Below are 24,252 nucleotides of genomic sequence, written 5' to 3' on the forward strand. Positions count from 1 at the left end.
GTCGTCAGTCCTATCGCCCTTGCACGATGGCCTCGGCGCTGTCCTGGCCGTTGACCCGGCCTTTGAGCACACTGGCTGCATTGGCCGCGGCGGGCGCTGGCCAGCGCATGCTGGCGCCGGGCAGCACATAGCCGAGCAGCCCCTCGACCAGGGGCTTGGACTGGCCGCCCTGCTGCATCACCACATCGGTCAGGCGAGCGTGCACGGGGCCGGTGTTGCGCAATTCCACATAGGGCTTGCCCTGCACCATCACCGGACGCCAGCTCAGTTGCGGCTGACCGACGCCCTCGGCGCTGCGCCGACCTTGCGGATCGGGCTTGCCCCACAGGCCTTCGCCATACACGAACAACGGCACCGAATAGCGCATCTGCAGACGAATCGCCGCCGCCGTGCCCTTCTCCGCGGCATCGGCCGGCAAGGCCGAAGGAATCTCGTCGATGATGATGCGATAGGCCTTCTCCTGGCCTGCGGGCGAGCTGCCGGTACGGGTCAGGCGGATCAGTTGCTTCTGCCCCGGTGCGATATTGGCCACCGGGGGACTGCCGATGATCTCGCGCTGGGCCTGGAACTGTTCCTGGTAGTCACCCTGGCGCCAGGCGAACACCCTCACCTGCAGACTGGCCGGCGCCGTTCCACGGTTTTCCAGCCACAGCGCACCGGCCTTCTGGTCGGCTTCGAGCACAGGATCGATCGGCCAGATCAGCACCGAGGTGGCAGCCTGCAGCGGCAGGCTCGCCAGCAGCAGCAAACCGAACAATCCGCACTTCCCTTTGACGCCTGCGCGCATAGCGCTCTCCTTGTTTCGTACTTGTCGATGCCAAACGATCACCAGGTCACCGTCACCTGGACGGCATCGGTGTAGGTCCCTGCCGGCAACGTGCCGGGCAGTTGGGTACGGGCGTACACCGGCAGCTTGATCGCAGCGGCGTCGGTGTAGGTGAGCGCCACACTCTGGCCGATCCCCAGGCTCTGGCTGTAGGCGGCGTCCCGATACAACTGGTAGGCGAGCAACTGCGTACCGCCACTGCGCTTGAGGTTGCGCGTGCCGCTGGCGCTGTTCTGGCCGCCGTCCAGGCTCATGGACAAGGCCACGCCGGGGGTGCACTGGAAGGTCACCGTGGTGCCTCCCAGCGAGGTGCTCAGCGTGCTGGTGGCCAAGGCCGACTGGGTGCCGAAGTCGAGACTGCCGTAGCGGGTCACGCCGCCGACTACCAGGCACCCGGCAACCACCTGGGCGGTTACCTGGAACGTGCTGGTGGTCGCCGCAGGCAATGGCGCGGCCAGCAGCAGCGCGCCCCCTGCAAGGCAAAACGACAGGCTTCGACGCATGGCTCAGAAGGTCAACTCGACCGCCACCGTGTCGGTGTACACCCCGGCCGGCAGACCCGCCTTGCCGAGCGCCTGGCCATACAGGTTGACGGTCTGCGCCACGCCGGTGCTGGTCGGCAGGGTGATGGTGCCATCGATGGCCAGCAACTGGGTACGTCCGGCATCGGTGTAGAAGTCATAGGGCACGAAGTTGCCGGCGCCGTCGGCCAGCGCTCGCGTGCCCCCGGTCGACTGGCCATCGTGGGCGCCGGCGCGCACGCGGATCGACGGCACGGTGCCTGCAGAACAGAGGATGCTCATGGCACCGCCACCGGGGCCCAGTACCTGTGCGTTGGCGCTACCGAACAAAGCATCCTGGGTGCCGAAGTCCAGGGCACCGAAGTTCAACCCGGAAGTGCCGGCGCTGCCGTTGACCTGGCAGGCCGACGTCAGCGTCAGGGTCGAGTCGATGGTCCCGGTCACGGTGGCCCCGTGGGCCTGCGAGGCCAGTGCCAGGCCGAGGCCGGCGAGTAGGCAACGGGTCATGTGGTTGGGCATGTGTCAGTCTCCTTGTGTCGCTACCAGTCCAGGGTCACCCTCAACGTGTCACGGTAAAGCCCGGCGGGTAGCGAGCGCGGTTGTGCCACCACTACGCCGTAGATGGGAATCGGGATCTGCCGAGTGCTGTTGATGGTGAAGGCTCGTGCCTGGCCGATGCCGTAGCGGCTGTTACCGCCTGGATCGACCGCCAGTTGATAGGGGATCATTTCGCGGCCATTGCTCAGGCGCCGCACGCCATCGCTGCCGTTAAGGCCGCCATTGATGCGTACGTTGAACGCCCGTACCTCAGGCGTGCAGCTGATTTGCAAGCGGCCATCGCCGCCGGCTTCATCGACTCGCGTGCGCAGCGGCTGTTCCCAGCTCGGTCCACGCTCGCCGAAGTCCATCAGCCCGGGGTTGGCCAAGGTCGCCGGTTGCTCGCTGTCGCTATCGATCTGGCACGCTGCACTGATCACCAGTCGAGCCTGAATGAAACCGGTACTGGTGCCATGCGCCCCCGCGCTCGGTACCAACAGCGGTCCCAGGGACAGCAGCAGGATCGTGGTGCGGTTCATGGCGACACATCCTTGTGCATGGCGGCCTCCTACCAGGTGACCGTGACTTTGAGCAGGTCGGCATACAGGCCTGCCCGGGGGACCCAGGCCAAGCGGTCGATTCGGGCATACAAAGGAAGCTCCACCGAGCCGCTGTCAGGCACCCGCGCCGACTGCGCGACGTCGACGGGCAAGGGCTGTCGCCACGCCGCATCGCGGTACAGGCGGTAAGGGATGGGCCGTGCCTGGCCATCGCCGCTGCTCAGAAAACGCAGCTCGCCGACGCCACCATGCTGGCCACCGTCGACCCGCACCTGATAGGCGGTACCGGGGTTGCACTCCAGGCGCGGCGGGCGCTGGGCGAGCAGCACGCCACTGAGCGGCGCACCCGGGCCGTCCAGGCGCGCAGCGCTGCCCAGGTCGATTCGACCCAGGGCCTGCGCGCCGGCATCGCGCTGCTGAGTGACCAACACGCAGCCGCGCTGCACCTGCACCCGCACTTCCACCAGAAAGTCCGCGGCCATGGCGACGTTGCTGCCGGCCAGCAGGCCTATCAGAATGGCCAACGAGCGTTCGAGCACTGCACTATCCTTTTCGGCATCCATGGGTTGAACGTAGCAACCCGGCCTCGATACGCCAGCGCTCTTTGGTGTTAACGCCAAAGACCTAGTCCAGCGACAGGTACTGGAGAAATTTCACGAATGGGTCGAACCCCTCGCGATCCTGCGCCTCCAATGGCCATAGGCCGGCAAAGCCTTCGACATTCTGGTACGGTGCATGACGTTCACCGACCTGTACCAGGCGCAGGGACTTCGCCCGGACAGCCAAAACGGAGTGTTTCATCAATGACTGCAGACAACGCCTTGGCCGCGGCCGTGGAACGCTGTGCCCAGGAACCGATCCAGATCCCTGGCAGCATCCAGCCCCAGGGCTTCCTGCTGGTGCTGGACGAACAAGACCTGCGCATACTCCAGGCCAGCGAGAACGTCGAGCGTTGGCTCGGCATCTCGGCCAGCGACCTGGTCGACCAGCGCTTCGACGACCTGGTCAGCGAAGGCTTCGACCTGCGTGCCAAGCTCGGGCTGCTGCCCGAGGACGAGGTATTCCCGTTCCATATCGGCGACGTCCACCTGCGCCAGGGCGCCCCCTACACCGAGGCCCTGCGTCTGTTGGCGCATCGCCACGACCAGGTGCTGATCGCCGAGTTCGAGCCGTCTCGTCTTGGCTCCGAGCTGACCGAGCAAGGTGACTACTACCCACTGGTGCGCGGCTTCGTCAGCAGCCTGCACCATGCCGAGACCCTTGAGCAACTGCTGCAGCAATCGGTCGAGCAGATCAGGCGCATCACCGGCTTCGGTCGGGTCAAGGCCTATCGCTTCGATGCCGAAGGCAACGGCCAGGTGCTCGCGGAAGTGGCCGACGCTGGCTACCCGCGCTACCTCGGCCTGCACTTCCCGGCCTCGGACATCCCGAGACAGGCCCGCGAGCTGTACCGGATCAACCGCATCCGGGTCATCGAAGACGCCAACTACCAGCCGTCGCCCTTGGTCCCCGGCAACAACCCGCGTACGGGCAAACCGTTGGACATGAGCTTCGCCGCCCTGCGCAGCGTCTCGCCGGTGCACCTGCAATACATGCGCAACATGGGCACATTGGCGTCGATGTCGTTGTCGATCATGGTCGATGGCGAACTGTGGGGGTTGATTTCGTGCCACCATGACACCCCGCGCCCGGTGGATTTCCGCACGCGTACCGCCTGTGAACTACTGGCCAGCGTGCTGTCCCTGCAGATCGAGTCGCGTGAGTCGCACGCTTACACGCGCAAGCTGCTCGATCTGCGTCGGCACATCGTGCAGATGATTTCCTCGATGGCCGACCACGACAGTGTCAGCGAAGGCCTGCGCGCCTTGCCCGACGTTCTGCTGGCATTCACCGGTGCCACTGGCGCGGCGCTGATTTCCGCCGAGCGATGCGACCTGATCGGGCAGACGCCTTCGGCTGCCCAGGTCAATGCCTTGGTGCATTGGCTGGCCGAGCGAGGCGACGACAGTATCTTCCAGACCGACAACGTGGGCCGCGATATCGAGCCCCTTCCGGAACTGGCCGAGTGCATCGGCGGCGTGCTGGCCGTGCCCATTTCCAAGATCCATTCCCACTATCTGTTGTGGTTCCGCCCCGAGCAGGTGCGCACGGTGGACTGGGCCGGCCGCCCCGACAAGGAAATCGGCCCGCAAGGCATGCTCAACCCTCGGCACAGCTTCGACCATTGGCAGGAGCAGATCAGCGGCTATTGCATGCCATGGGACCCCCTGATCATCGAAGGCGTGGCCGAATTGCGCAATGCCGTGCTCGGCATCGTCCTGCGCAAAGCCGAGGAAATGGCGCAACTTGCCGGCGAACTGCGCCGATCGAATAAGGAACTCGAGGCGTTTTCCTACAGCGTGTCCCATGACCTGCGCGCGCCGCTCAGGCACATCGCCGGCTACACCGAGCTGTTGAGCGAAATCGAGGGCAAGGGCTTGAGCGAGCGTGGCTTGCGTTTTCTCCAGCACATCGAAGAAGCTGCGCATTTCGCCGGCACCCTGGTGGACAACCTGCTCAACTTCTCGCAGATGGGGCGCTCGGCCCTGCGCCTGTCGGACGTCGACCTCAACGCCTTGGTCGAGTCCATCCGCAACGAACTCGCCCCCGACTACCAAGGCCGCAAGATCGTCTGGGAGATCGAGCCGTTGCCCAAGGTGATCGCTGACCCGGCATTCATCAACCTGGCGCTGCAGAACCTCATCGGCAACGCCATCAAATACACCCGAAGCAGGGAAGTGGCACGCATCCACATCAGCGCCGTGGAGCATGCGCAGGAAATCGAAGTGTGCATCCGCGATAATGGTGTCGGCTTCGACATGGCCTACGTCAACAAACTATTCGGAGTGTTCCAGCGCCTGCATCGCATGGAAGACTTCGAAGGCACCGGCATCGGCCTGGCCAGCGTACGACGTATCATCGAACGTCACGATGGCCGGGTCTGGGCCGAGGGCCAGCTCGACCAGGGTGCCAGCTTCCATTTCACCCTACCCCGTTCCGCACCGTCTATCTGAGGCATCCGTAACATCATGCTCAAACCCATCCTGCTGGTCGAAGACAACCCCAGGGACCTTGAACTGACACTGTTGGCCCTGGAACGCAGCCAGTTGGCCAACGAAGTCATCGTCCTGCGCGACGGTGCCGACGCCCTTGACTACCTGCTGCGCCGCAATGCTTATGCCGATCGCGATGATGGCAACCCGGCGGTACTGCTGCTTGACCTCAAGCTGCCCAAGGTCGATGGCCTGGAGGTGCTCAAGGAAGTGCGTGCCACGCCAGAGCTGCGCAGTATTCCAACGGTGATGCTGACGTCCTCGCGCGAGGAACCCGATTTGCTGCGTGCCTATGAACTGGGCGTCAATGCCTACGTGGTCAAGCCGGTGGAGTTCAAGGAGTTCGTCGCAGCCATTTCCGATCTCGGCATCTTCTGGGCGGTGCTCAACGAGCCACCGCCCGGTTCGTTGCGCCTGAACCGTCGTGGCAGTCACTGAGGCCAACGCGAAGATGCTGCCAAACCCGCTAAAACTGCTGATGGTCGAGGATAGCTCGCTGGATGCCGAGTTGACCCTCATGCGCCTGGAGCGCAGCGGCCTGCAGTTGCAGTCGCAACTGGTGTTCGACCACATCGGCGTCGAGCATGCCCTGCGTGAGGCCAGCTTCGACCTGATCCTCTGCGATTGCGTGCTGCCGGGGTCTTCCGGCACCGAGGTGCTGGCCATCGCCCAACGCATGGCGCCGGATGTGCCGTTCATCTTCCTCTCGGGCATCTATGGCGAAGAGCACGCGGTGGAGATGATCCGCCTGGGTGCCACCGATTACCTGCTCAAGAAGAACCTGCCCCTGCTGCCCAAGGCCGTGCGCCGGGCCCTGACCGAGGTCCAGGAACGCCAGCGCCGGCGTCGCGCCGAGGAGGCCCTGGCCGACGTCGAGGCGCGCGCCCGCATCGCCATCGATGCCGCCGGTATGGGCACCTGGGACCTGCGACCGCAAGAGGGCCTGCTGCTCTGGGACGACCGCTGCAAGACCCTGTTCGGTCTGCCGGTGGACACCGAAATGAGCCTGGACGTGTTTTATGACGGGATTTACGACGAAGACCGAGAGCGGGTGCGCGAAGCCGTGCACCAGGCCATGCGCCCAGACAGCGATGGCCGCTACTCGGTGGAGTTTCGCATCCAGCCCCAGGGCCGTGAGCCCCATTGGCTGCTGAGCAGCGGTCAATGCCAGTTCGTCGATGACCAATGCGTGCGCTTTTCCGGCGTGCTGCAGGACATCCACGCCCAGCGCATGGCCACCCAGGCGCTCAAACAGCTCAACGAGATGCTTGGCGAGCGGGTCGAGCGCCGTACCCGCGAGCGCGATCGTGCCTGGGAACTGTCCCAGGACTTGCTGGCCGTGCTTAACAAGGACCTCACCCCGGTCGCCCTGAACCCGGCTTGGGAAGCCAGCCTGGGTTTCTCCCGTGAACGGCTGAGCCAAGCATCACTGCTGCAATTGCTGCCGGACGCCGACCAGGAAGCGCTGCTCACCGAGCTCGCCGCCCTCACCCATGGCCGCACCAGCGCCCGCTTCGTCGGCCGCATCAAGCATGCCAGCGGCCAACTGCGCTGGCTGTCGTGGGCGGTGGTACCGGAAGATACCCTGCTCTATGTGGTCGCCCGCGACATCACCAGCGAGCGAGAAAACGCCCTGGACTTGGCCGAGGCCAACAGCCGCCTGCGCGAGCAGATCACCGAACGCGAGCGTATCGAAGCCGCACTGCAACAGATGCAACGTCTGGAAGCTGTCGGCCAGCTCACCGCTGGCGTGGCCCACGACTTCAACAACCTGCTGACAGTGATCCTCACCGGTGCCAGTTTTCTCGAACGCGATCTGACCCGCGGCGATGTCGACAAGGCGCGTAGCCGCCTGACGCATATCCGCGAAGCCGGCGAGCGTGGCGCCAAGCTCACCTCACAGCTGCTGTCCTTCTCCCGCCGCCAACGCCTGGAGCCGGTGCCGTTGCACCTCAACCGCACCTTGGCAGGTCTCGAGGAACTGCTCAGCCGCACCCTGGGCGGCAACATCTCGGTACGCCTGGATCTGGACCCCAACCTCTGGCAGGCCCTGACCGACCCGACCCAGACCGAGATGATCATTCTCAACCTGGCGATCAACGCCCGCGATGCCATGCCCGATGGCGGCCAACTCACCCTCTCGACACACAACACCCGCATCGACGCGCCCCCTCAGCGCCCGGAGGATCCAGAGCCGGGCGACTACGTGATGCTGAGCATCCGTGACACCGGTTGTGGCATGAGCGAAGAAGTGGTCGCGAAAGTATTCGAACCCTTCTTCACCACCAAGGACATCGGCAAGGGTTCCGGCCTTGGACTGGCGCAGGTGTTCGGTTTCGCCAAGCAATCGGGCGGCGGCGTGCGCATCGATACCGCGCCAGGGCGCGGAACCCTGGTGGCGGTGTATCTACCGGCCGTCAAGCAGCCGACGGCCTGCGAAGCGCCGACCCCGGTCGCCATGCAGTCGCTGGCCGACAGCGGCACCGACCGCACCGTGCTGCTGGTGGACGATGACCATCTGGTGCGGGACATGCTCGGTGACGTACTGCGCCAGTTCGGTTATGAAGTCCGCCAGGCCCACAGCGGCGAGCAAGCGTTGGCGCTGTTGGACGATGGCATCGACCTGCTGCTGACCGACTTCGCCATGCCTGAATTCAACGGCGCGCAACTGGCCATGGCGGCCCGCCTGCGCTACCCGCGCCTGCCGGTGGCATTCCTGACCGGATATGCGGAGTTGCAGGGCCTGGAACTGCCGGACAGCGTGGTCATCCAGAAGCCGGTGCAGGCCCAGGAGTTGGCCCGGGTGCTGAACGAGCTGTTGCGCGTCCATTAGCCCTTTCACGGCAGATGCCCGTGGGCGCGGAACCCCTGCGCCCACGGGCATTTCTGCTGCCCATTACCTGAAAAAATGACGGAAACGACCAATCCCAGCGCATGCCTGCACTGAGAAGAAAAATTCAGAAGAGAGAAAATGGCAGGGGCGGCTGGATTCGAACCAACGCATGGCAGGATCAAAACCTGCTGCCTTACCGCTTGGCGACGCCCCTGTATCGGATGCAGCGAAAGCTGCTCTGACAATTCCACATGACTGACAGCGTGTGGTTGCTGTCGTGGAATGCGCGGCACTTTAACAACATTAATTCGATCTGTGAAGCCCCGATGCAAAAAAAGATTCAATAAAACAGCGAGTTAGTGGTCTGTACCTCTATCGGGGGCAACCACCTGTCGTTTTTCCCCGGTAATGCTTCAACTCAATCGCGTTCGCCCATTCCAATCAGATAAGCCTGTGCATGCAAGGAGGAACCCCATGCCTGTCTCTCACGACCTTTACCAAGATTTGCACTACCCTCGCGAGATCGTCCAGCAACGTCGCCAGAATGATCCGACCCTGGACCGACTGTTGGACGAATACGTGGATATCGACAATCAGGTGCTGGCAGCCGAAGCCATCTCCGCAGGCAATTTCGTGGATGAGGACTTGCGCCACCTCAAAGAGCGCCGCCTCGCGATCAAGTTCATGATCGAGCGTCAACTCGAGCGCAAGGCCTGACCTATCTGTTCTGGCGATCATCGCCGGGCATTTTTTCTATTGGTCAAAACGCGCATCCTCGGGCAAGCTGCGCGCTGCCCTGCCATCGCCCGAGGAGGCTACGTCTTGTCCGCCTGGATTCCCAACCCGTTGCGCAAGCGGGTCCAGCGCTCGCGCTCCCATTCATCCACGCACAGTGAACTGCTGGCCTGGTTCGAGGCCAAGGCCACTGAGCGCGGCTACCAGCTCAGCGATGGCCAACGTACGGTGATCGACTGCATGGCCGAACAACTGGCTCACCTGGGCGACGGTCAGCCGCGCAGCCTGTACCTGTATGGCGCCGTGGGCCGGGGCAAGAGCTGGTTGCTCGATGGTTTCTTCCAGGCCGTACCGGTCCAGGCCAAGCGCCGCCTGCACTTCCATGATTTCTTCGCCCGCCTGCACCTGGGTATGCACCGCCACCGCGCCCTGGACGATGCCTTGGCCACCACGTTGGACGAACTGCTGGGCGATTGCCAGGTGCTGTGCTTCGACGAATTCCATGTGCACGACATCGGCGATGCCATGCTGCTGACGCGCCTGTTCAACGCCTTGTTCGCCCGCGGCATCTTCCTCTTGGTCACCTCCAACTACGCGCCCGAGGGACTGCTGCCCAATCCGCTGTACCACGAGCGCTTCCTACCGGTGATCCGCCTGATCAACGATCGCATGCAGGTGCTGGAAGTTGGCGGTGACACCGACTTTCGCAGCCTGCCGGCCAACCGCGCGCATCAGCGCTTCACCCAAGGTCACTATGCATGGCCGGGCGACGCCGCGCAGCGCCAGGCGCTGCAGGTGCCAAACCCACAGCCGGTCATCCTCGAAATCAACCAGCGCGGCCTGCGGGCCCTGGCGTGCGAGGGCCGACGGGTGATGTTCGCCTTCGCAGACCTGTGCGAGCAGCCTACAGCGGTGATCGACTACCTGGCGCTGGCCGGGCAGTACGACCAATGGATCATCGATGGCTTGGACGATCTTTCCGAGTGTTCGTTGGCGGCGCAGCAACGCTTCGTCAACCTGGTGGACGTGCTCTACGACCAGGACCGTCAGTTGACCGTGATCGGCCGGCGTCCGTTGGAAGAAAGCCTGGGGGGCGCGATTGCCGACCTGATGCGCACGCGCAGCCGGTTGGGGCAGTTGCCTCAGGTGGGGCCGGCAAGCCCCGTCGCCTGATCCGGCCTCTTCGCTCCCACAGATACAGCGAGATTCCTGTGGGAGCGGGTTCACCCGCGAAAGGAACAGCGAGGTATACGAATCACCCCACCCTGGGCAAGTCCGCCAGCACCGCCTCGGTTTCCCCCAGTACCGCTGGGTCATCCAGAGTCGACGGCGGCGTGTAGGCCTGCCCGTCGGCGATCTTGCGCAACACCGCGCGCAGGATCTTGCCCGAGCGCGTCTTGGGCAGCCGCTTGACCACGCGGACCCGATTGAAGCAGGCCAGCGCGCCGATTGCCTCGCGTACTCTGCCCACCAACTCCACCCGCAACTGCGATTCGGCAATCCCCTCGCCGTCTTTGAGCACCACCAGGGCCAGCGGCACCTGCCCCTTGATGTCGTCGTGCACACCGATCACCGCGCACTCGGCCACTGCCGGATGACATGCCACCAGGTCTTCCATTTCACCGGTCGACAAGCGATGCCCGGACACGTTGATCACGTCATCGGTGCGTCCCATGATGTAGACGAAACCTTCATCGTCCAGGTAGCCCCCATCGCCGGTGTGGTAGTACCCCGGATAGGTCTGCAGATAGGCCTGCAGGTAGCGCTCATGATCGCCCCACAAGGTCTGGCTGCAGCCCGGTGGCAATGGCAGCGCGATCACGATCGAACCTTGGTGATTGGGCCCGAGCAGATGACCCTCGTCGTCCAGCACCTGCACGTGATAACCCGGTACCGCACGATTGCTCGACCCCGGACGCGCCTCGCTGCCGGCCAGGCCTACGCAGGGCGCGGTCACTGGCCAGCCGGTTTCGGTCTGCCACCAGTGGTCGTGCACCGGCTTGCCACTCACCTGCTCCAGCCACGCGTGCGTGCTGGAATCGAGCTTCTCGCCGGCCAGGAACAATTGGCGCAACGAGCTCAGGTCGTGGCGCTGCAGCAATTCGCCGTCGGGGTCTTCCTTGCGGATCGCGCGCATGGCGGTTGGCGCACAGAACAGGGCATTGACCCGGTACTGCTCGACCACCCGCCAATAGGCCCCCGCATCCGGCGTGCGGATCGGTTTGCCTTCGTAGAACACCGTGGTGCAGCCGCTCATCAACGGCCCATAGACGATCAACGAGTGGCCGACCACCCAGCCTACGTCGGAAATGCCCCACCACACATCGCCGGCCTGCATGCCATAGATGTGCTGCATGGCGTAGCGCAGCGCCACCGCATTACCGCCGTTCTCACGCACGATGCCCTTGGGTTTGCCGGTGGTGCCGGAGGTGTACATGATATACAGCGGATCGCCCGCCTCGAGCGCCACCGGCTCCACCGGCTCGACGCCAGCCAGCGATTGCTGCCAGTCCAGGTCGCGACCGGGCTGCAATGTCGCGGCAACCTGCGGCCGCTGCAGCACCAACACATGACGCGGTTGGTGACGGGCCAGTTGCACGGCGCGGTCGACCAACGGCTTGTATTCGATCACCCGGTCGAACTCCAACCCGCAGGAGGCGGTGAGCAACAGGGTCGGGCGGGCATCGTCGATGCGCAACGCCAGCTCGTTGGCGGCAAAGCCGCCGAACACCACCGAATGCACAGCGCCGATCCGCGCGCAGGCGAGCATGGCCATGGCCGCCTCGGGCACCATCGGCATGTAGATGATCACCCCATCGCCCTTGCTTACCCCTAGCTTGCGCAGCAGTCCGGCCAGGCGCGCCACCTCGTCGTGCAATTGTCGGTAGGTGAAGGTGCGTTGCGTGGCGGTCACAGGGGAGTCGTAGACCAACGCCAGCTGATCGCCGCGACCCTGTTCGATCTGATGGTCCAGAGCCAGGTAGCAACTGTTCAAGGTGCCGTCGGCGAACCAACGATGGGTGCCGTCGGGATTGGCTTGCAGGGTCTGGCTGGGCGCGCGGTACCAGGCCAGTCGGGCGGCTTGTTCGGCCCAGAAGGCAGCAGGGTCGGCGATGGATTGGGCGTAGCTGTGCTGATAGGTCATGGTGACGAAAACCCGGTACTTGTTGTTATTGAAGGGCGAAACCTGAGTATGGACCCCAGCGCCAGCGCCGCCATGGGACTAAAGTCACAACCGACCTGCAGATTTGCATGGGCGCCGAAATGCCCCATAACAGTGCAAAGGTTCTAGAATAGCCGCCCCTCCCAGCCACAGAGCAGCTCATGGACATCGATCAGGCTCGAACCTTTCTGGAAATCGTGCGCTGCGGCAGCCTGGTCGCCGCCGCCGAGCGCCTGTTCGTGTCGCAGACGGCGATCTCCGCGCGGGTCCAGCGCCTGGAGCGACAACTGGGCTGCCAGCTGTTCGTGCGCAGCCGCAGCGGTGCCAGCCTGACCAGCGATGGCGAGGCCTTCGTCAGCTATGCCAACCAGCTGGTGCAGACCTGGGAGGCCGCCCGGCGCGATCTGCCGCTGCCTACCGGTTGCCAACAACTGCTGCACATCGGGGGTGAGGTCAGCCTTGGCAATCCGATGATGCTCGACTGGGTCAGCGCCCTGCACCAGGCCTTGCCCAGCCATGCCATCCGCAGCGAGGTCAGCGATGGCGAGTCGTTGTTGCGCAAGGTGGAAATGGGCCTGCTCGACGCTGTGCTGGTCTATCAGCCGACCTACGGCCCCGGCCTGCAGGTGGAGCAGTTGATGGAAGAGAAGCTGATCCGCGTGCGCCGGGTCGACCGCCCCGAACCCTATATCTACATCGACTGGGGCGAAGCCTTCCGCCGTCAGCACGACGCCGCCCTGCCGGAGTGCGCGCGCCCGGCACTGAGCTTCAACCTCGGCCCCCTGGCCCTGCAGTTCATTCTCGACCAGGGCGGCAGCGGTTACTTCCGCACGCGAGTGGTCCAGGCCTACCTGGACAGCGGCCTGTTCGAGCGGGTGCCACAGGCCCCGGAGTTCACCTATCCGACGTTCCTGGTCTATCCGCGCGAGCGCGATAGCGAAGCCTTGCAGCAGGCAATCGCGGTGCTGCGCCGACTGGTATCGGCTGGCACCAGCGACTGGTCACAGCGATGGGATCCGTTGATCTGATGCTGGCTCGGCAACACGGAGCAGCTGGCGCTTGAGTCCGGCGATCAGATCGGTCTGGGTGATCACCCCCACCAGCTGATCGCCGTCGAGCACCGGCAGGCAATGCAGCCCCTGCTCGCCCAGCAGCGGCAGCAGGCGCTCCAGCGGATGCTGACTGCTGACACTGATCACGTGCCGGGTCATCACCTCGGCCATGCGCACCTTACTGCGCCGCAACAGCCCGCGGCGCCGGCGCATGGCCGGCCCGACCAGGTCGCTGAGGCTGACCATGCCGACCAGTTGGCCCTGCTGCAGCACCGGCAGGGTTTTCAGGTGGTGGCTGTCGAGCATTTTCCAGGCCTGTTCCAAGGTGGTGTCGGGCGAGGCGAACTGCACGTCGCGAGACATTACCGAGGCTGCCGTGATACCGCCCAGACTGCGCTGCAGGGCATGTTGCTCGGTGGCCAGGATAATGCGCTCCAGTTCGTCGCGAGTGACATCGACGAACTCACCGATCTCCTCGAGGGCAAAGTCCAGGTCAGCGGCGGTGACACCCACCCGTTCGCTGGGCAAAGGATCGCGGGTATGGTGCAGATCCTTGCGCGGCGCGGCGCCCTTGGGATAACGCACGCCGGTAAGCCGGTTGTAGACCACCGCCACGGCGACCAGGATGAACGCGTTGAGCAGCACCGGTTCGACCAGGTGATCGCCCAGCGCGGTGAGCCCCGGATCGGCCAGCACCGCTCCGACCGCAACGGCTCCCCCCGGCGGGTGCAGGCACCGCAACAGGCACATCACCAGGATGGCGACGCCCAGCGCTGCGGCGGCGACCCACAATCCTGGGCCGAAGCCCGCGCGCATGGCCAGCCCAACCAGACAGGCCATTCCATAGCTGCCGAGTACTGGCCACGGCTGGGCCAGCGGTCCGGAGTGCACGGCAAACACCAGCACCGCCGAAGCCGCCAGCGGGCCCAGCAGGTGTAGAGCGATAGCGGGCCCGTAAGCCAGGCTGGTCAACCAGCCGGCCAGGAACAGCCCAAGCGATGCGCCGATACCGGCACGTATCCATTGTTTAGGGGTGATCGTGAGGGGCGCCGGCAACAATCGCTGCAGACGACTTTCGAAACGCGAGGCAGGCATTGGAATATTCGTACTACGTCGTTTTTCTGTTCTAAAAAGAAAGCCCAGCCGAGCCGGCCTGGGCCTTGCATTGCCGTGGCAATGACACAAGAGGCTCCGTCCGTGGAGGTGATGGAAACCTGAAGGGTTCCGCCAAGTCATTGTGCCGGGCGCGTACGGTAGTGACTAATGCAAAAAAATGCCGCTTTAGTGCAATTTTTTTTATGCCTGTATTCGGCGCCTATGCAGGTCAGCGACTCTTGCGCGGCAAGTCGATACTCACCCGCAAACCGCCCATGGGGCTCTCCAGCAAGGCCAGACGCCCACCCCAGGCCTCGACGATGTCGCGCACGATTCCCAGGCCAAGGCCATGCCCATCGACCTGCTCATCCAGGCGCGAACCTCGCTCCAGCACCTGCTCGCGCTGCCCAGCCGGAATGCCCGGACCATCGTCGTCGACCCACACCTGGAAGCCATCGGCGCTCGGCGCGATGCCCAGGCGCACCTCGCTGTCGGCCCACTTGCAGGCGTTGTCCAGCAGGTTGCCGAGCAGCTCCAACAGGTCTTCGCGATCCCAGGGCAGGAGCAGACCAGGCGTGACGTCGCGAGCGATCAGCAGGCCTTCGCCATGGATCATCCCCAGGGTGGCGAGCAAACCCGGCAGCTCGACATCGCAGTCGAACTGCGCGCCGGGCAAGGCATCGCCGGCCAGGCGCGCCCGGTTCAACTCCCGGGCCAGGCGCTGTTCGATCTGCGCCAGCTGATCACGCATCTGCGCGCGCACCTCGGGCAGGTCCTTCAGGCGCTCGCTGGAAGCCAGGCTGAGCAACACCGCCATCGGCGTTTTCAGGGCATGGCCGAGGTTGCCCAAGGCGTTGCGCGAACGGCGCAGGCTGTCCTCGGTATGACTGAGCAGGTGGTTGATCTGGTCGACCAGCGGCGCCAGTTCGATGGGTACTTGGGCGTCGAGTTGCGAACGCTGGCCCTGCTGCAGTTGGGCGATCTGCTGACGTGCACGCTCCAGCGGACGCAGCGAGCGGGTGACGGTGATGCGCTGCAGCACCAGGATCAGCAACAGCGCCACGAGGCCCATGCCCAGGCCGATCTGCTGCAGACGCCGAAAACCCTCGCGCACCGGCGAGTAGTCCTGCGCCACGCTGATGGATATGTCCTGCCCCAGGCGCCGATAGTCCGCGCGCAGGGCGAGCAACTGCTGCCCTTCCGGACCCAGTTCATGGCTGTCGGAAAGCCCGGGCGCCGCCGGTTTTGGCATGTCCAGGTCCCACAGCGAGCGGGATCGCCAGGTGCCCTTGTCGAAGTCGATGCGGAAGTAATAGCCGGAGAATGGCCGTTGGTAGGCTGCGGAGATGCGTCGCTCGTCCAACTGCAAGCCATTGGGCCCATTCACCAGGGCGACCAGCAGATTCTCCGACTCCTTGCGCAGGCCGTTTTCCAGATAGCGCTGCAAACCGGCCTCGAACAGCCACAGGGTGAGCTGCGCGAGCCCCACGCCCACCACCAACAACACGGCGACGAGGCCCAGGCTCAGGCGAGCCTGGATCGACTTCACCCAGCGCTCCCTGCGTAGATGTAACCCTGTCCGCGGCGCGTTTCGATCACGCTGCGGCCGAGCTTGCGGCGCAGGTGGTTAACGTGCACTTCCAGGACATTGGAGTCGCGCTCGGTTTCACCGTCGTACAGGTGCTCGGCCAGGTGACTCTTGGAGAGGATCTGCTGCGGGTGCAGCATGAAATAGCGCAACAGACGGAACTCGGCGGCGGTCAGCTGGATATCGACGCCATCGCGCAACACGCACTGGCGGCTTTCATCCAGCTGCAGACCGGCAGCCTCCAAGGTCGGCTGGTTGGCCAGGCCGCGCGCACGGCGCAGCAAGGCCTGGATACGCAGCTGCAGCTCCTCGGGGTGGAACGGCTTGCTCAGATAGTCGTCCGCCCCCGCCTTGAGCCCCTCGATACGCTCGGACCACGAGCCGCGTGCAGTGAGGATCAGTACCGGGGTTGCCATACCGCCGGCACGCCACTGGGCCAGCACCTGCAAACCCGGCAACCCCGGCAGGCCGAGGTCGAGGATGATCAGGTCGTAAGGCTCGCTCTGGCCCTGGAATACCGCATCGCGGCCATCGGCCAGCCAATCCACCGCATAACCCTGGCGCTGCAGGCTGACGGTCAGTTCATCGGCCAGCGGCACATTGTCCTCGACAAGCAACAGGCGCATGTTCAGTCGTCTTCCTCGTCTTTGAGCAAAGTACCGGTACTGGCATCGAGCTTGATTTCACGCACGACCCCCTGCGGGGTCAGCAGCTCGACTTCGTACTCGTAGCGGTCGTCGTCCTCTTCCAGCTCGGCCTCCAGCAGGCGTGCCCCGGGGTGACGCCCCAGGGCTGTTTCCAGCAGCTGCTCCAGCGGCAGGATGATGCCTTGCTGGCGCAGCTTCAGCGCCTCGTCCTGATCCAGATCGCGGGCCATCGCCAGAGAACAGACGGCCAGCAGCGAAAGCGCCAGGTATCGCGCTGGCCGAGCGAAGTGGATCATCAGCTGTCTCGTTCGTCCTTGAGGACTTCGCCAGTCTTGGCATCCATATCCACATCCCATTCGACGTTCTGCGCGTCACGCAGTTCGACCTTGTAGATGTAGCGACCGTACTCGTTTTCCAGCTCCGAATCGGTGACGGTCGAGCCCGGGTGCTTGGCCACGGCAATGGCCTTGAGCTCGTCCAGAGATTTGATGGTATTGGCATTGACCAGCTTTACCACTTCGTCTGGCTGCACATCTTTGGCGAAGGCGGCGTTGGCACCCAGGGCAAGAGCGGCGGCGGTGAACAGGGCAGTCAAAGTCTTCATCGGTGTTTCTCCTTGGGAGATGTTCAAGTTGTCTACGGGGTTAAGATTACCCAGCGGTCCTTAATTCAACCTGAAAAGCGCTGGCGGCATGATAGCGCAGCTTTGCGCCGTGGCGCGCATGGCGGGCAGACACCATCGGGCGGCTGCCTCAACGCCGGCAAGCCATGCAGCGGCCATGCTGGTAGACTGCGCGCATTCATCGATTCACACAGAGTTATGACAGCGTGGAAATCTTCAAGGAATTCACTTTCGAATCGGCCCACCGCCTGCCCCATGTCCCTGCCGGCCACAAATGCGGCCGCCTGCACGGTCATTCGTTCAAGGTCGGCCTGCACCTGACCGGCCCGCTCGATCCGCATACCGGTTGGATCCGCGACTTCGCCGAAATCAAGGCGGTGTTCAAGCCGATCTACGAGCAACTGGATCACAACTACCTGAACGACATCCCTGGCCTGGAAAACCCTACCAGCGAAGTGATCGCCAAGTGGATCTGGGATCAGGTCAAGCCGCTGCTGCCTGAGCTGAGCAAAGTACGGATCCATGAAACCTGCACCAGCGGCTGCGAATATTCCGGCGACTGATCCACCGCCCCAGGCCTTCACCGGCCTGGGAATGGCGCTTGATCGGCACTGGCGTCGGAAAAAGCGTCACTCCATCGTGGCGCGCAGGAATGCGGGGGCGATGTAGCGCTCGTAGTGCGCTTCGGAAAGCAGGAAGAACTCGCGGTCGATGGCATCGCGCAGCTGCGGCAGCTCCCAATCGCGGAATTCGGGGAGCAAGGCCATGCCATAGGCTTCGAGGTCGCGGATCATCCGCGCCCCCCGGGCGATCAACTGATAGGCCCAGCAATACTCCGATTGCTGCTCGACGAAACGGATCGAGCGCTGCTGCAATTGCTGACGCAGCAGGTGTTTGTCGAACACTTCCAGCTTGGCCATCATCACCTGCACCAGCAGTTGCTCCAGACGCAGCCAGACCGCGCGTTTCTGCTCGTCGTCATAACCGTTCCACTGGATCACCTCATGGTGGAAACGCTTGCAGCCACGGCACACCGTGTCGCCGTACACCGTCGAGCAGAGGCCGACGCAAGGGGTCTTGATTGACTGGTTGGACATTGGAAAACAACGGCTTGGCGGTAGAACACAAGCCCATGTTAGCCCTTTGTCTAACCAGGGTCACCCGTTAAAGTCGCGATCGCCGCCTTACCTTCGGACATTTTTTGCCGTAGAATCATCCGGCCTTTTCGAGGCAACCATGTCCGTTGGAAGCTGTTTTCAAAGCGTCACGAGCACAGTTCATCCGGTAGAACGGCGTTGGCCCGGGCCATGCACCCCTCGCATGCCCGTGCCAGCCCTCATCAGCTCCCGTTCTGCAGGCGTAAAACTTTGAAAGCAGCTTCTGTAAGGATTCTCTGCGACCCTGGCTGGGCGGCCCAAGAAGCCGTGACCCGCGCATGGGTGCATTGAATGCTGGATGAGCGTCCCGGACACCCTATTTGGGACCACTGATGAGGGTAATAACTGTGCTTGAAGCCTACCGCAAACACATCGAAGAGCGTGCCGCTCTGGGTATCGTGCCCCAGCCGCTGAACGCCGAACAAACTGCAGGCCTGGTCGAGCTGCTGAAGAACCCGCCAGCTGGCGAAGAAACCTTCCTCGTAGACCTGATCACCAACCGCGTTCCGCCAGGAGTCGACGAAGCCGCCTACGTCAAGGCCGCTTTCCTCTCCGCCGTGGCCAAGGGCGAAGCCACCTCCCCACTGATCGATCGCAAGCACGCCACCGAACTGCTGGGCACCATGCAGGGCGGCTACAACATCGAGACGCTGGTCGCGCTGCTGGATGACGCCGAACTGGGCGCCGTCGCGGCCGAACAGCTCAAGCACACCCTGCTGATGTTCGACGCCTTCCACGATGTGGCCGAAAAAGCCAAGGCTGGCAACGTCCACGCCAAGGCCGTACTGGATTCCTGGGCTGCCGGCGAGTGGTTCACCTCGCGTCCGGCCATCGCCGAGAAATACACCCTGACCGTGTTCAAGGTGCCTGGCGAAACCAACACCGACGACCTGTCGCCCGCTCCGGACGCCTGGTCGCGCCCTGACATCCCGCTGCACGCCCTGGCCATGCTGAAAATGGCCCGTGACGGCATCGAGCCACAGCAGCCTGGCTCGGTCGGCCCGCTGGCCCAGATCGAAGCGGTCAAGGCCAAAGGCTTCCCAGTCGCCTACGTCGGTGACGTGGTCGGTACCGGTTCCTCGCGTAAATCCGCCACCAACTCGGTGCTGTGGTTCTTCGGCGACGACATCCCATACGTACCGAACAAGCGCGCCGGCGGCTTCTGCTTCGGCACCAAGATCGCCCCGATCTTCTACAACACCATGGAAGACGCCGGTGCCCTGCCGATCGAATTCGACTGCACCAACCTGGCCATGGGCGATGTCATCGACGTCTACCCCTACAAAGGTGAAGTGCGCCGTCACGGTAGCGACGAGCTGGTCACCAACTTCGAGCTGAAGACCGAAGTCCTGCTGGACGAAGTCCGCGCTGGCGGCCGTATTCCGCTGATCGTCGGCCGTGGCCTGACCGAAAAAGCCCGTGCCGAACTCGGCCAGGGCCCATCGGACCTGTTCAAGAAGCCAGAGCAACCTGCCGACTCCGGCAAGGGCTTCACCCTGGCACAGAAGATGGTCGGTCGCGCCTGCGGTCTGCCAGAAGGCCAGGGCGTGCGCCCAGGTGCCTACTGCGAACCGAAGATGACCACCGTCGGCTCCCAGGACACCACTGGCCCGATGACCCGCGACGAGCTGAAAGACCTGGCGTGCCTGGGCTTCTCCGCCGACCTGGTCATGCAGTCGTTCTGCCACACCGCGGCCTATCCGAAGCCGATCGACGTCACCACCCACCACACCCTGCCAGACTTCATCCGCACCCGTGGCGGCGTGTCGCTGCGCCCAGGCGATGGCATCATCCACAGCTGGCTGAACCGCATGCTGATGCCTGACACCGTCGGTACCGGTGGCGACTCGCACACCCGTTTCCCGATCGGCATCTCGTTCCCGGCCGGTTCCGGCCTGGTCGCCTTCGCCGCAGCCACCGGCGTCATGCCGCTGGACATGCCGGAGTCGATCCTGGTTCGTTTCAAGGGCAAGCTGCAACCGGGCATCACCCTGCGTGACCTGGTCCATGCCATCCCTTACTACGCGATTCAGCAAGGTCTGCTGACCGTCGAGAAGAAAGGCAAGAAGAACGCCTTCTCCGGCCGCATCCTGGAGATCGAAGGCCTCAACGACCTGACCGTCGAGCAAGCGTTCGAGCTGTCCGACGCCTCGGCCGAGCGTTCCGCTGCCGGTTGCACCATCAAGCTGCCAGAGAAGGCCATCGCCGAGTACCTGCAGTCCAACATCACCCTGCTGCGCTGGATGATCGGTGAAGGCTACGGCGATGCCCGTACCCTGGAGCGCCGCGCCCAGGCCATGGAAGCCTGGCTGGCCAAGCCTGAGCTGCTGTCGGCCGACCCGGACGCCGAGTACGCCGAGATCATCGAAATCGACCTGGCCGACGTCAAGGAGCCTGTGCTCTGCGCGCCGAACGACCCGGACGACGCCCGCCTGCTGTCCTCGGTACAGGGTGAGAAGATCGATGAAGTGTTCATCGGTTCGTGCATGACCAACATCGGTCACTTCCGCGCTGCCGGCAAGCTGCTGGACAAGGTCAAAGGGGGTATCCCGACCCGTCTGTGGCTGGCTCCGCCGACCAAGATGGACGCCCACCAACTGACCGAAGAAGGCTACTACGGCATCTACGGCAAGGCCGGTGCACGCATGGAAATGCCAGGCTGCTCGCTGTGCATGGGTAACCAGGCGCGTGTGCAGACCGGTTCGACCGTGGTCTCCACTTCGACCCGTAACTTCCCGAACCGTCTGGGCGACGCGACCAACGTCTACCTGGCCTCGGCCGAACTGGCCGCTGTCGCTTCGATCATCGGCAAGCTGCCGACCGTCGAAGAGTACATGCAGTACGCCAAGGACATCGACAGCATGGCTGCCGACGTCTACCGCTACCTGAGCTTCGACCAGATCGCCGAGTTCCGTGAAGCGGCGGCCAACGCCAAGATCCCGGTGGTTCAGGCGTAAGTTGAGTTGTAGCTTGTAAAAGAAAGCCCCGGCAGCGATGCCGGGGCTTTTTTTTGTTTTAGTCTGTGCCGGCCTCAAATCACGAACAAATCCATAAACCTGTGCACCGCCATACCTTCCAGCCGCTGCTGGTCCTTGCACACCCCAAGGATCTGCTCACACCGCTGCCGGGCAAACCGGGTCGCCAGGTTCTCTCTGAACTTCGCCTCCAGCAAAGGAATCCCCTCCCCCCGCCGCCGCCGGTGCCCTACCGGGTACTCCACCACGACCTGCTGGGTACTGCTGCCATCCTTGAAGAACACCTGCACGGCATTGGCGATCGAACGCTTGTCCGGCTCCAGATACTCCCGAGTGAAACGCGGCTCCTCGATCACCTCCATCTTCTCGCGCAGGCGGTCGATGCTCGGATGGGTCGCATGGAAGGCGTCTTCATAGTGCTCAGCCACCAGATGCCCGAAGATCAGCGGCACGGCGACCATGTATTGCAGGCAATGGTCGCGGTCTGCGGCGTTGGCCAGGGGGCCGACCTTGGAAATGATGCGGATCGCCGATTCTTGGGTGGTGATGACGATGCGATCGACCTCATGCAACCGGTTGCGTACCTGTGGGTGCAAGGTCACAGCCGCCTCGCAGGCGGTCTGGGCATGGAACTCGGCCGGGAAGCTGATCTTGAACAGGATATTCTCCATCACGTAGCTGCCCAGTGGCTGCCCGAGGCGCAACTCACGCTGTCCGGCGGGCTTGAGTGCCAGATCCTTGTTGGTGTGGCTGAACGACACCTCGTGAAAGCCCCACTGTGGCGCCGAGAGTGCACTGGGCACGCCCATCTCGCCGCGCAGGGCGATGTCGGCCAGACGCACGCCACGGCTGGAAGCATCACCCGCGGCCCAGGACTTGCGCGACCCCGCGTTAGGCGCGTGGCGGTAGGTACGCAGCGCCTGCCCGTCGACGAAAGCATGGGACAAGGCAGACAGCATCTGCTCGCGATTGGCGCCCAGCAGGCGGGCGCAGATGGCCGTAGACGCCACCTTGACCAGCAGCACATGGTCCAGGCCGACCCGATTGAATGAGTTTTCCAGCGCCAGGACACCTTGGATTTCATGGGCCATGACCATGCTTTCGAGCACGTCACCCATGAGCAGCGGCGCCTCGCCAGCGGACACGCGCTTTTGCGACAGATGATCGGCCACGGCCAGGATGCCGCCGAGGTTGTCCGAGGGGTGCCCCCACTCGGCGGCCAGCCAGGTGTCGTTGTAATCCAGCCAGCGCACGCTGCAACCAATGTCCCAGGCAGCCTTTACCGGGTCTAGCCGATAGTCGGTGCCAGGCACGCGGGCGCCATTGGGCACCTGGGTGCCTTCCACCAGCGGGCCCAGCAGCTTGGTGCATTCGGGAAAGCGCAAGGCCAGCAAGGCGCATCCGAGGGAATCCATCAGACAGTTGCGCGCGGTATCCAGCGCTTCGGGCGATTCGACCCGGTAATCGAGGGCGTAATCGGCGAGGGTTTGCAGCAGCCGGTCGTAGTCCGGGCGATCGTTCAGGTCAACATTGGCGCTCATGGCAAGCTCCTGTAGGGGGGCTGCCTCGCAGCCCCATCAACTCCAACCGAGCGATCGTGGTGCCTCAGAAGCAATCGCCAGGCACCCTCACCCAGCCTTCCATCAACACCCGTGCACTGCGGCTCATGATGGCTTTGGTCACCGTCCATTCACCCTTGACCTGACGAGCCTCGGCCCCGACCCGCAAGGTGCCGGAGGGGTGACCGAAGCGCACCGCGCTGCGTTCGCCGCCGCCGGCGGCGAGATTGACCAGCGTCCCCGGAATGGCTGCCGCGGTGCCGATGGCCACCGCGGCAGTGCCCATCATCGCGTGGTGCAGCTTGCCCATGGACAACGCACGCACCACCAGGTCGATGTCACCGGCTGCGACAGCCTTGCCACTGGAGGCAGTGTAGGCGCTCGGCGGCGCGACGAACGCGACCTTGGGGGTGTGCTGACGCCCGGCAGCCTGGTCGACGTGTTCGATCAACCCCATGCGCACCGCGCCATAGGCACGAATGATTTCGAAACGCTGCAGGGCCTGGGCATCGCCATTGATCGCATCCTGCAACTCGGTACCGGTGTAGCCGATATCGGCGGCGTTGACGAAGATGGTCGGGATACCGGCATTGATCATCGTAGCCTTGAAGGTACCGACGCCCGGCACTTCGAGGTCGTCCACCAGATTGCCGGTGGGAAACATCGACCCGCCGCCAGCGTCCTCGTCGGCGGCCGGGTCGAGGAATTCAAGCTGCACCTCGGCCGCGGCGAAGGTCACGCCGTCAAGCTCGAAATCGCCTGTCTCCTGCACTTCGCCGTCGGTGATGGGCACATGGGCGATGATGGTCTTGCCAATGTTGGCCTGCCAGATCCGGACGGTGGCCAGGCCGTTGCGTGGGACGCGGGCCGGGTCGACCAGGCCGCCACTGATGGCGAACGAGCCGACCGCAGCGGAAAGATTGCCGCAGTTGCCGCTCCAGTCGACGAAGGCCTTGTCGATGGCGACCTGACCGAACAGGTAGTCGATGTCGTGCTCTGGCCGACTGCTTTTCGCCAGGATCACGGTCTTGCTGGTGCTGGAGGTGGCACCACCCATACCATCGATCTGCTTGGCGTAGGGGTCGGGGCTGCCGATCACCCGTAGCAACAGGGCATCGCGGGCCGGACCAGGCACCTGAGCGCGCTCGGGCAAATCCTGCAGGCGGAAGAACACGCCCTTGCTGGTGCCACCGCGGATGTAGGTGGCGGGGATCTTGATTTGTGGTACGTATGCCATCGTCTTGGGTGTCCTGTAGAAGAATGCGAAACCCCTGGGGCCGCTGCGCGCCC

The 24,252-nt window shown here is 63.9% G+C and carries 23 protein-coding genes and 1 tRNA gene; 8 read left to right on the forward strand and 16 right to left on the reverse strand.

The genetic code is table 11. The features are described 5' to 3' along the window. Positions 1 to 10: 10 nt before the first annotated feature. The 6 genes from E2H86_RS13140 to E2H86_RS25980 all read right to left on the reverse strand — a co-directional run bounded on the left by E2H86_RS13140 (position 11) and on the right by E2H86_RS25980 (position 3,245). Entirely contained in the window at positions 11 to 787 is a 777-nt protein-coding gene (locus E2H86_RS13140) for a fimbrial biogenesis chaperone (protein WP_133328425.1), read from the reverse strand. A gap of 38 nt (positions 788 to 825) precedes the next feature. Continuing rightward, a complete protein-coding gene (locus E2H86_RS13145) occupies positions 826 to 1,329 on the reverse strand; it encodes a Csu type fimbrial protein (protein WP_133328427.1) in 504 nt (167 codons plus the stop codon). Between the two features lie 3 nt (positions 1,330 to 1,332). Next, the gene (locus E2H86_RS13150; RefSeq protein ID WP_133328429.1) at positions 1,333 to 1,866 is read right to left on the reverse strand and encodes a Csu type fimbrial protein; all 534 of its coding nucleotides are present in this window, start codon (positions 1,864 to 1,866) and stop codon (positions 1,333 to 1,335) included. Between the two features lie 20 nt (positions 1,867 to 1,886). Further along, a complete protein-coding gene (locus E2H86_RS13155) occupies positions 1,887 to 2,423 on the reverse strand; it encodes a Csu type fimbrial protein (protein WP_133328431.1) in 537 nt (178 codons plus the stop codon). Between the two features lie 29 nt (positions 2,424 to 2,452). Further along, entirely contained in the window at positions 2,453 to 2,983 is a 531-nt protein-coding gene (locus E2H86_RS13160) for a Csu type fimbrial protein (protein ID WP_133328908.1), read from the reverse strand. An 85-nt stretch (positions 2,984 to 3,068) separates the two neighbouring features. Beyond that, positions 3,069 to 3,245 (reverse strand): hypothetical protein, encoded by a 177-nt coding sequence (locus tag E2H86_RS25980; RefSeq protein ID WP_165976067.1) that lies wholly within the window; start codon positions 3,243 to 3,245, stop codon positions 3,069 to 3,071. Between the two features lie 2 nt (positions 3,246 to 3,247). Between E2H86_RS25980 and E2H86_RS13165 the strand changes: the two genes are divergently transcribed. Genes E2H86_RS13165 through E2H86_RS13175 form a run of 3 tightly spaced genes read left to right on the forward strand, consistent with a single transcriptional unit; the run spans position 3,248 to position 8,369 of the window. Beyond that, positions 3,248 to 5,497 (forward strand): ATP-binding protein, encoded by a 2,250-nt coding sequence (locus tag E2H86_RS13165; RefSeq protein WP_133328433.1) that lies wholly within the window; start codon positions 3,248 to 3,250, stop codon positions 5,495 to 5,497. A gap of 15 nt (positions 5,498 to 5,512) precedes the next feature. Next, the gene (locus E2H86_RS13170; RefSeq protein ID WP_133328435.1) at positions 5,513 to 5,974 is read left to right on the forward strand and encodes a response regulator; all 462 of its coding nucleotides are present in this window, start codon (positions 5,513 to 5,515) and stop codon (positions 5,972 to 5,974) included. A gap of 13 nt (positions 5,975 to 5,987) precedes the next feature. Further along, the gene (locus E2H86_RS13175; protein WP_133328910.1) at positions 5,988 to 8,369 is read left to right on the forward strand and encodes a hybrid sensor histidine kinase/response regulator; all 2,382 of its coding nucleotides are present in this window, start codon (positions 5,988 to 5,990) and stop codon (positions 8,367 to 8,369) included. A gap of 139 nt (positions 8,370 to 8,508) precedes the next feature. Here the strand turns inward: E2H86_RS13175 and E2H86_RS13180 are convergent. Next, a tRNA-Gln gene (locus E2H86_RS13180) sits at positions 8,509 to 8,583 on the reverse strand. Positions 8,584 to 8,843: 260 nt separating this feature from the next. Here E2H86_RS13180 and E2H86_RS13185 point away from each other — a divergent pair. Together E2H86_RS13185 and zapE are read left to right on the forward strand one after the other, a co-directional pair. Beyond that, positions 8,844 to 9,086: a DUF465 domain-containing protein gene (locus E2H86_RS13185; protein ID WP_133328437.1), complete on the forward strand. Its 243-nt coding sequence runs from the start codon at positions 8,844 to 8,846 to the stop codon at positions 9,084 to 9,086. Between the two features lie 105 nt (positions 9,087 to 9,191). After that, positions 9,192 to 10,277 (forward strand): cell division protein ZapE, encoded by a 1,086-nt coding sequence (zapE, locus tag E2H86_RS13190; protein WP_133328439.1) that lies wholly within the window; start codon positions 9,192 to 9,194, stop codon positions 10,275 to 10,277. An 82-nt stretch (positions 10,278 to 10,359) separates the two neighbouring features. Here zapE and E2H86_RS13195 read toward each other — a convergent pair whose 3' ends face one another. Further along, positions 10,360 to 12,249 (reverse strand): propionyl-CoA synthetase, encoded by a 1,890-nt coding sequence (locus E2H86_RS13195; protein ID WP_133328441.1) that lies wholly within the window; start codon positions 12,247 to 12,249, stop codon positions 10,360 to 10,362. 179 nt (positions 12,250 to 12,428) lie between these two features. Here E2H86_RS13195 and E2H86_RS13200 point away from each other — a divergent pair, with 179 nt between their 5' ends. Continuing rightward, positions 12,429 to 13,295 carry a LysR family transcriptional regulator gene (locus E2H86_RS13200; RefSeq protein WP_133328443.1) on the forward strand — a complete coding sequence of 289 codons (867 nt, stop codon included), beginning with the start codon at positions 12,429 to 12,431 and terminating at the stop codon, positions 13,293 to 13,295. On the opposite strand, the gene E2H86_RS13205 is transcribed toward E2H86_RS13200, so the two are convergent. From E2H86_RS13205 to E2H86_RS13225, 5 genes are all read right to left on the reverse strand, one after another. Next, on the reverse strand, positions 13,269 to 14,414 hold the full coding sequence (locus E2H86_RS13205; protein ID WP_133328445.1) for an HPP family protein: 1,146 nt from the start codon (positions 14,412 to 14,414) through the stop codon (positions 13,269 to 13,271). The genes E2H86_RS13200 and E2H86_RS13205 overlap by 27 nt on opposite strands. 229 nt (positions 14,415 to 14,643) lie before the next feature. After that, positions 14,644 to 15,963, reverse strand: coding sequence for a sensor histidine kinase (locus E2H86_RS13210; protein ID WP_133328447.1), 1,320 nt, complete (start codon positions 15,961 to 15,963; stop codon positions 14,644 to 14,646). After that, positions 15,960 to 16,628, reverse strand: a complete 669-nt coding sequence (locus E2H86_RS13215; protein ID WP_133328449.1) for a response regulator transcription factor — start codon at positions 16,626 to 16,628, stop codon at positions 15,960 to 15,962. The genes E2H86_RS13210 and E2H86_RS13215 overlap by 4 nt, the downstream gene beginning before the upstream one ends. Before the next feature lie 2 nt (positions 16,629 to 16,630). Next, positions 16,631 to 16,945: a PepSY domain-containing protein gene (locus tag E2H86_RS13220; RefSeq protein ID WP_133328451.1), complete on the reverse strand. Its 315-nt coding sequence runs from the start codon at positions 16,943 to 16,945 to the stop codon at positions 16,631 to 16,633. Then, a complete protein-coding gene (locus E2H86_RS13225; protein ID WP_133328454.1) occupies positions 16,945 to 17,253 on the reverse strand; it encodes a PepSY domain-containing protein in 309 nt (102 codons plus the stop codon). Before E2H86_RS13225 ends, E2H86_RS13220 begins: the two co-directional genes overlap by 1 nt. Before the next feature lie 224 nt (positions 17,254 to 17,477). Between E2H86_RS13225 and queD the strand changes: the two genes are divergently transcribed. Further along, positions 17,478 to 17,834: a 6-carboxytetrahydropterin synthase QueD gene (gene queD, locus E2H86_RS13230; RefSeq protein WP_133328456.1), complete on the forward strand. Its 357-nt coding sequence runs from the start codon at positions 17,478 to 17,480 to the stop codon at positions 17,832 to 17,834. A 66-nt stretch (positions 17,835 to 17,900) separates the two neighbouring features. On the opposite strand, the gene E2H86_RS13235 is transcribed toward queD, so the two are convergent. Further along, positions 17,901 to 18,368 carry a DUF1289 domain-containing protein gene (locus E2H86_RS13235; protein ID WP_133328458.1) on the reverse strand — a complete coding sequence of 156 codons (468 nt, stop codon included), beginning with the start codon at positions 18,366 to 18,368 and terminating at the stop codon, positions 17,901 to 17,903. Positions 18,369 to 18,775: 407 nt separating this feature from the next. Here E2H86_RS13235 and acnB point away from each other — a divergent pair, with 407 nt between their 5' ends. Next, complete coding sequence (gene acnB / locus E2H86_RS13240) at positions 18,776 to 21,385, forward strand: bifunctional aconitate hydratase 2/2-methylisocitrate dehydratase (RefSeq protein WP_133328912.1); 2,610 nt, start codon at positions 18,776 to 18,778, stop codon at positions 21,383 to 21,385. A 74-nt stretch (positions 21,386 to 21,459) separates the two neighbouring features. On the opposite strand, the gene prpD is transcribed toward acnB, so the two are convergent. Together prpD and prpF are read right to left on the reverse strand one after the other, a co-directional pair. Continuing rightward, positions 21,460 to 22,944 carry a 2-methylcitrate dehydratase gene (gene prpD, locus E2H86_RS13245; RefSeq protein ID WP_133328460.1) on the reverse strand — a complete coding sequence of 495 codons (1,485 nt, stop codon included), beginning with the start codon at positions 22,942 to 22,944 and terminating at the stop codon, positions 21,460 to 21,462. A 64-nt stretch (positions 22,945 to 23,008) separates the two neighbouring features. Further along, a complete protein-coding gene (gene prpF, locus E2H86_RS13250; protein ID WP_133328462.1) occupies positions 23,009 to 24,199 on the reverse strand; it encodes a 2-methylaconitate cis-trans isomerase PrpF in 1,191 nt (396 codons plus the stop codon). Positions 24,200 to 24,252: the final 53 nt, after the last annotated feature.

The organism is Pseudomonas putida (assembly GCF_004357765.1).
GTDB classification, from domain to species: domain Bacteria; phylum Pseudomonadota; class Gammaproteobacteria; order Pseudomonadales; family Pseudomonadaceae; genus Aquipseudomonas; species Aquipseudomonas putida_U.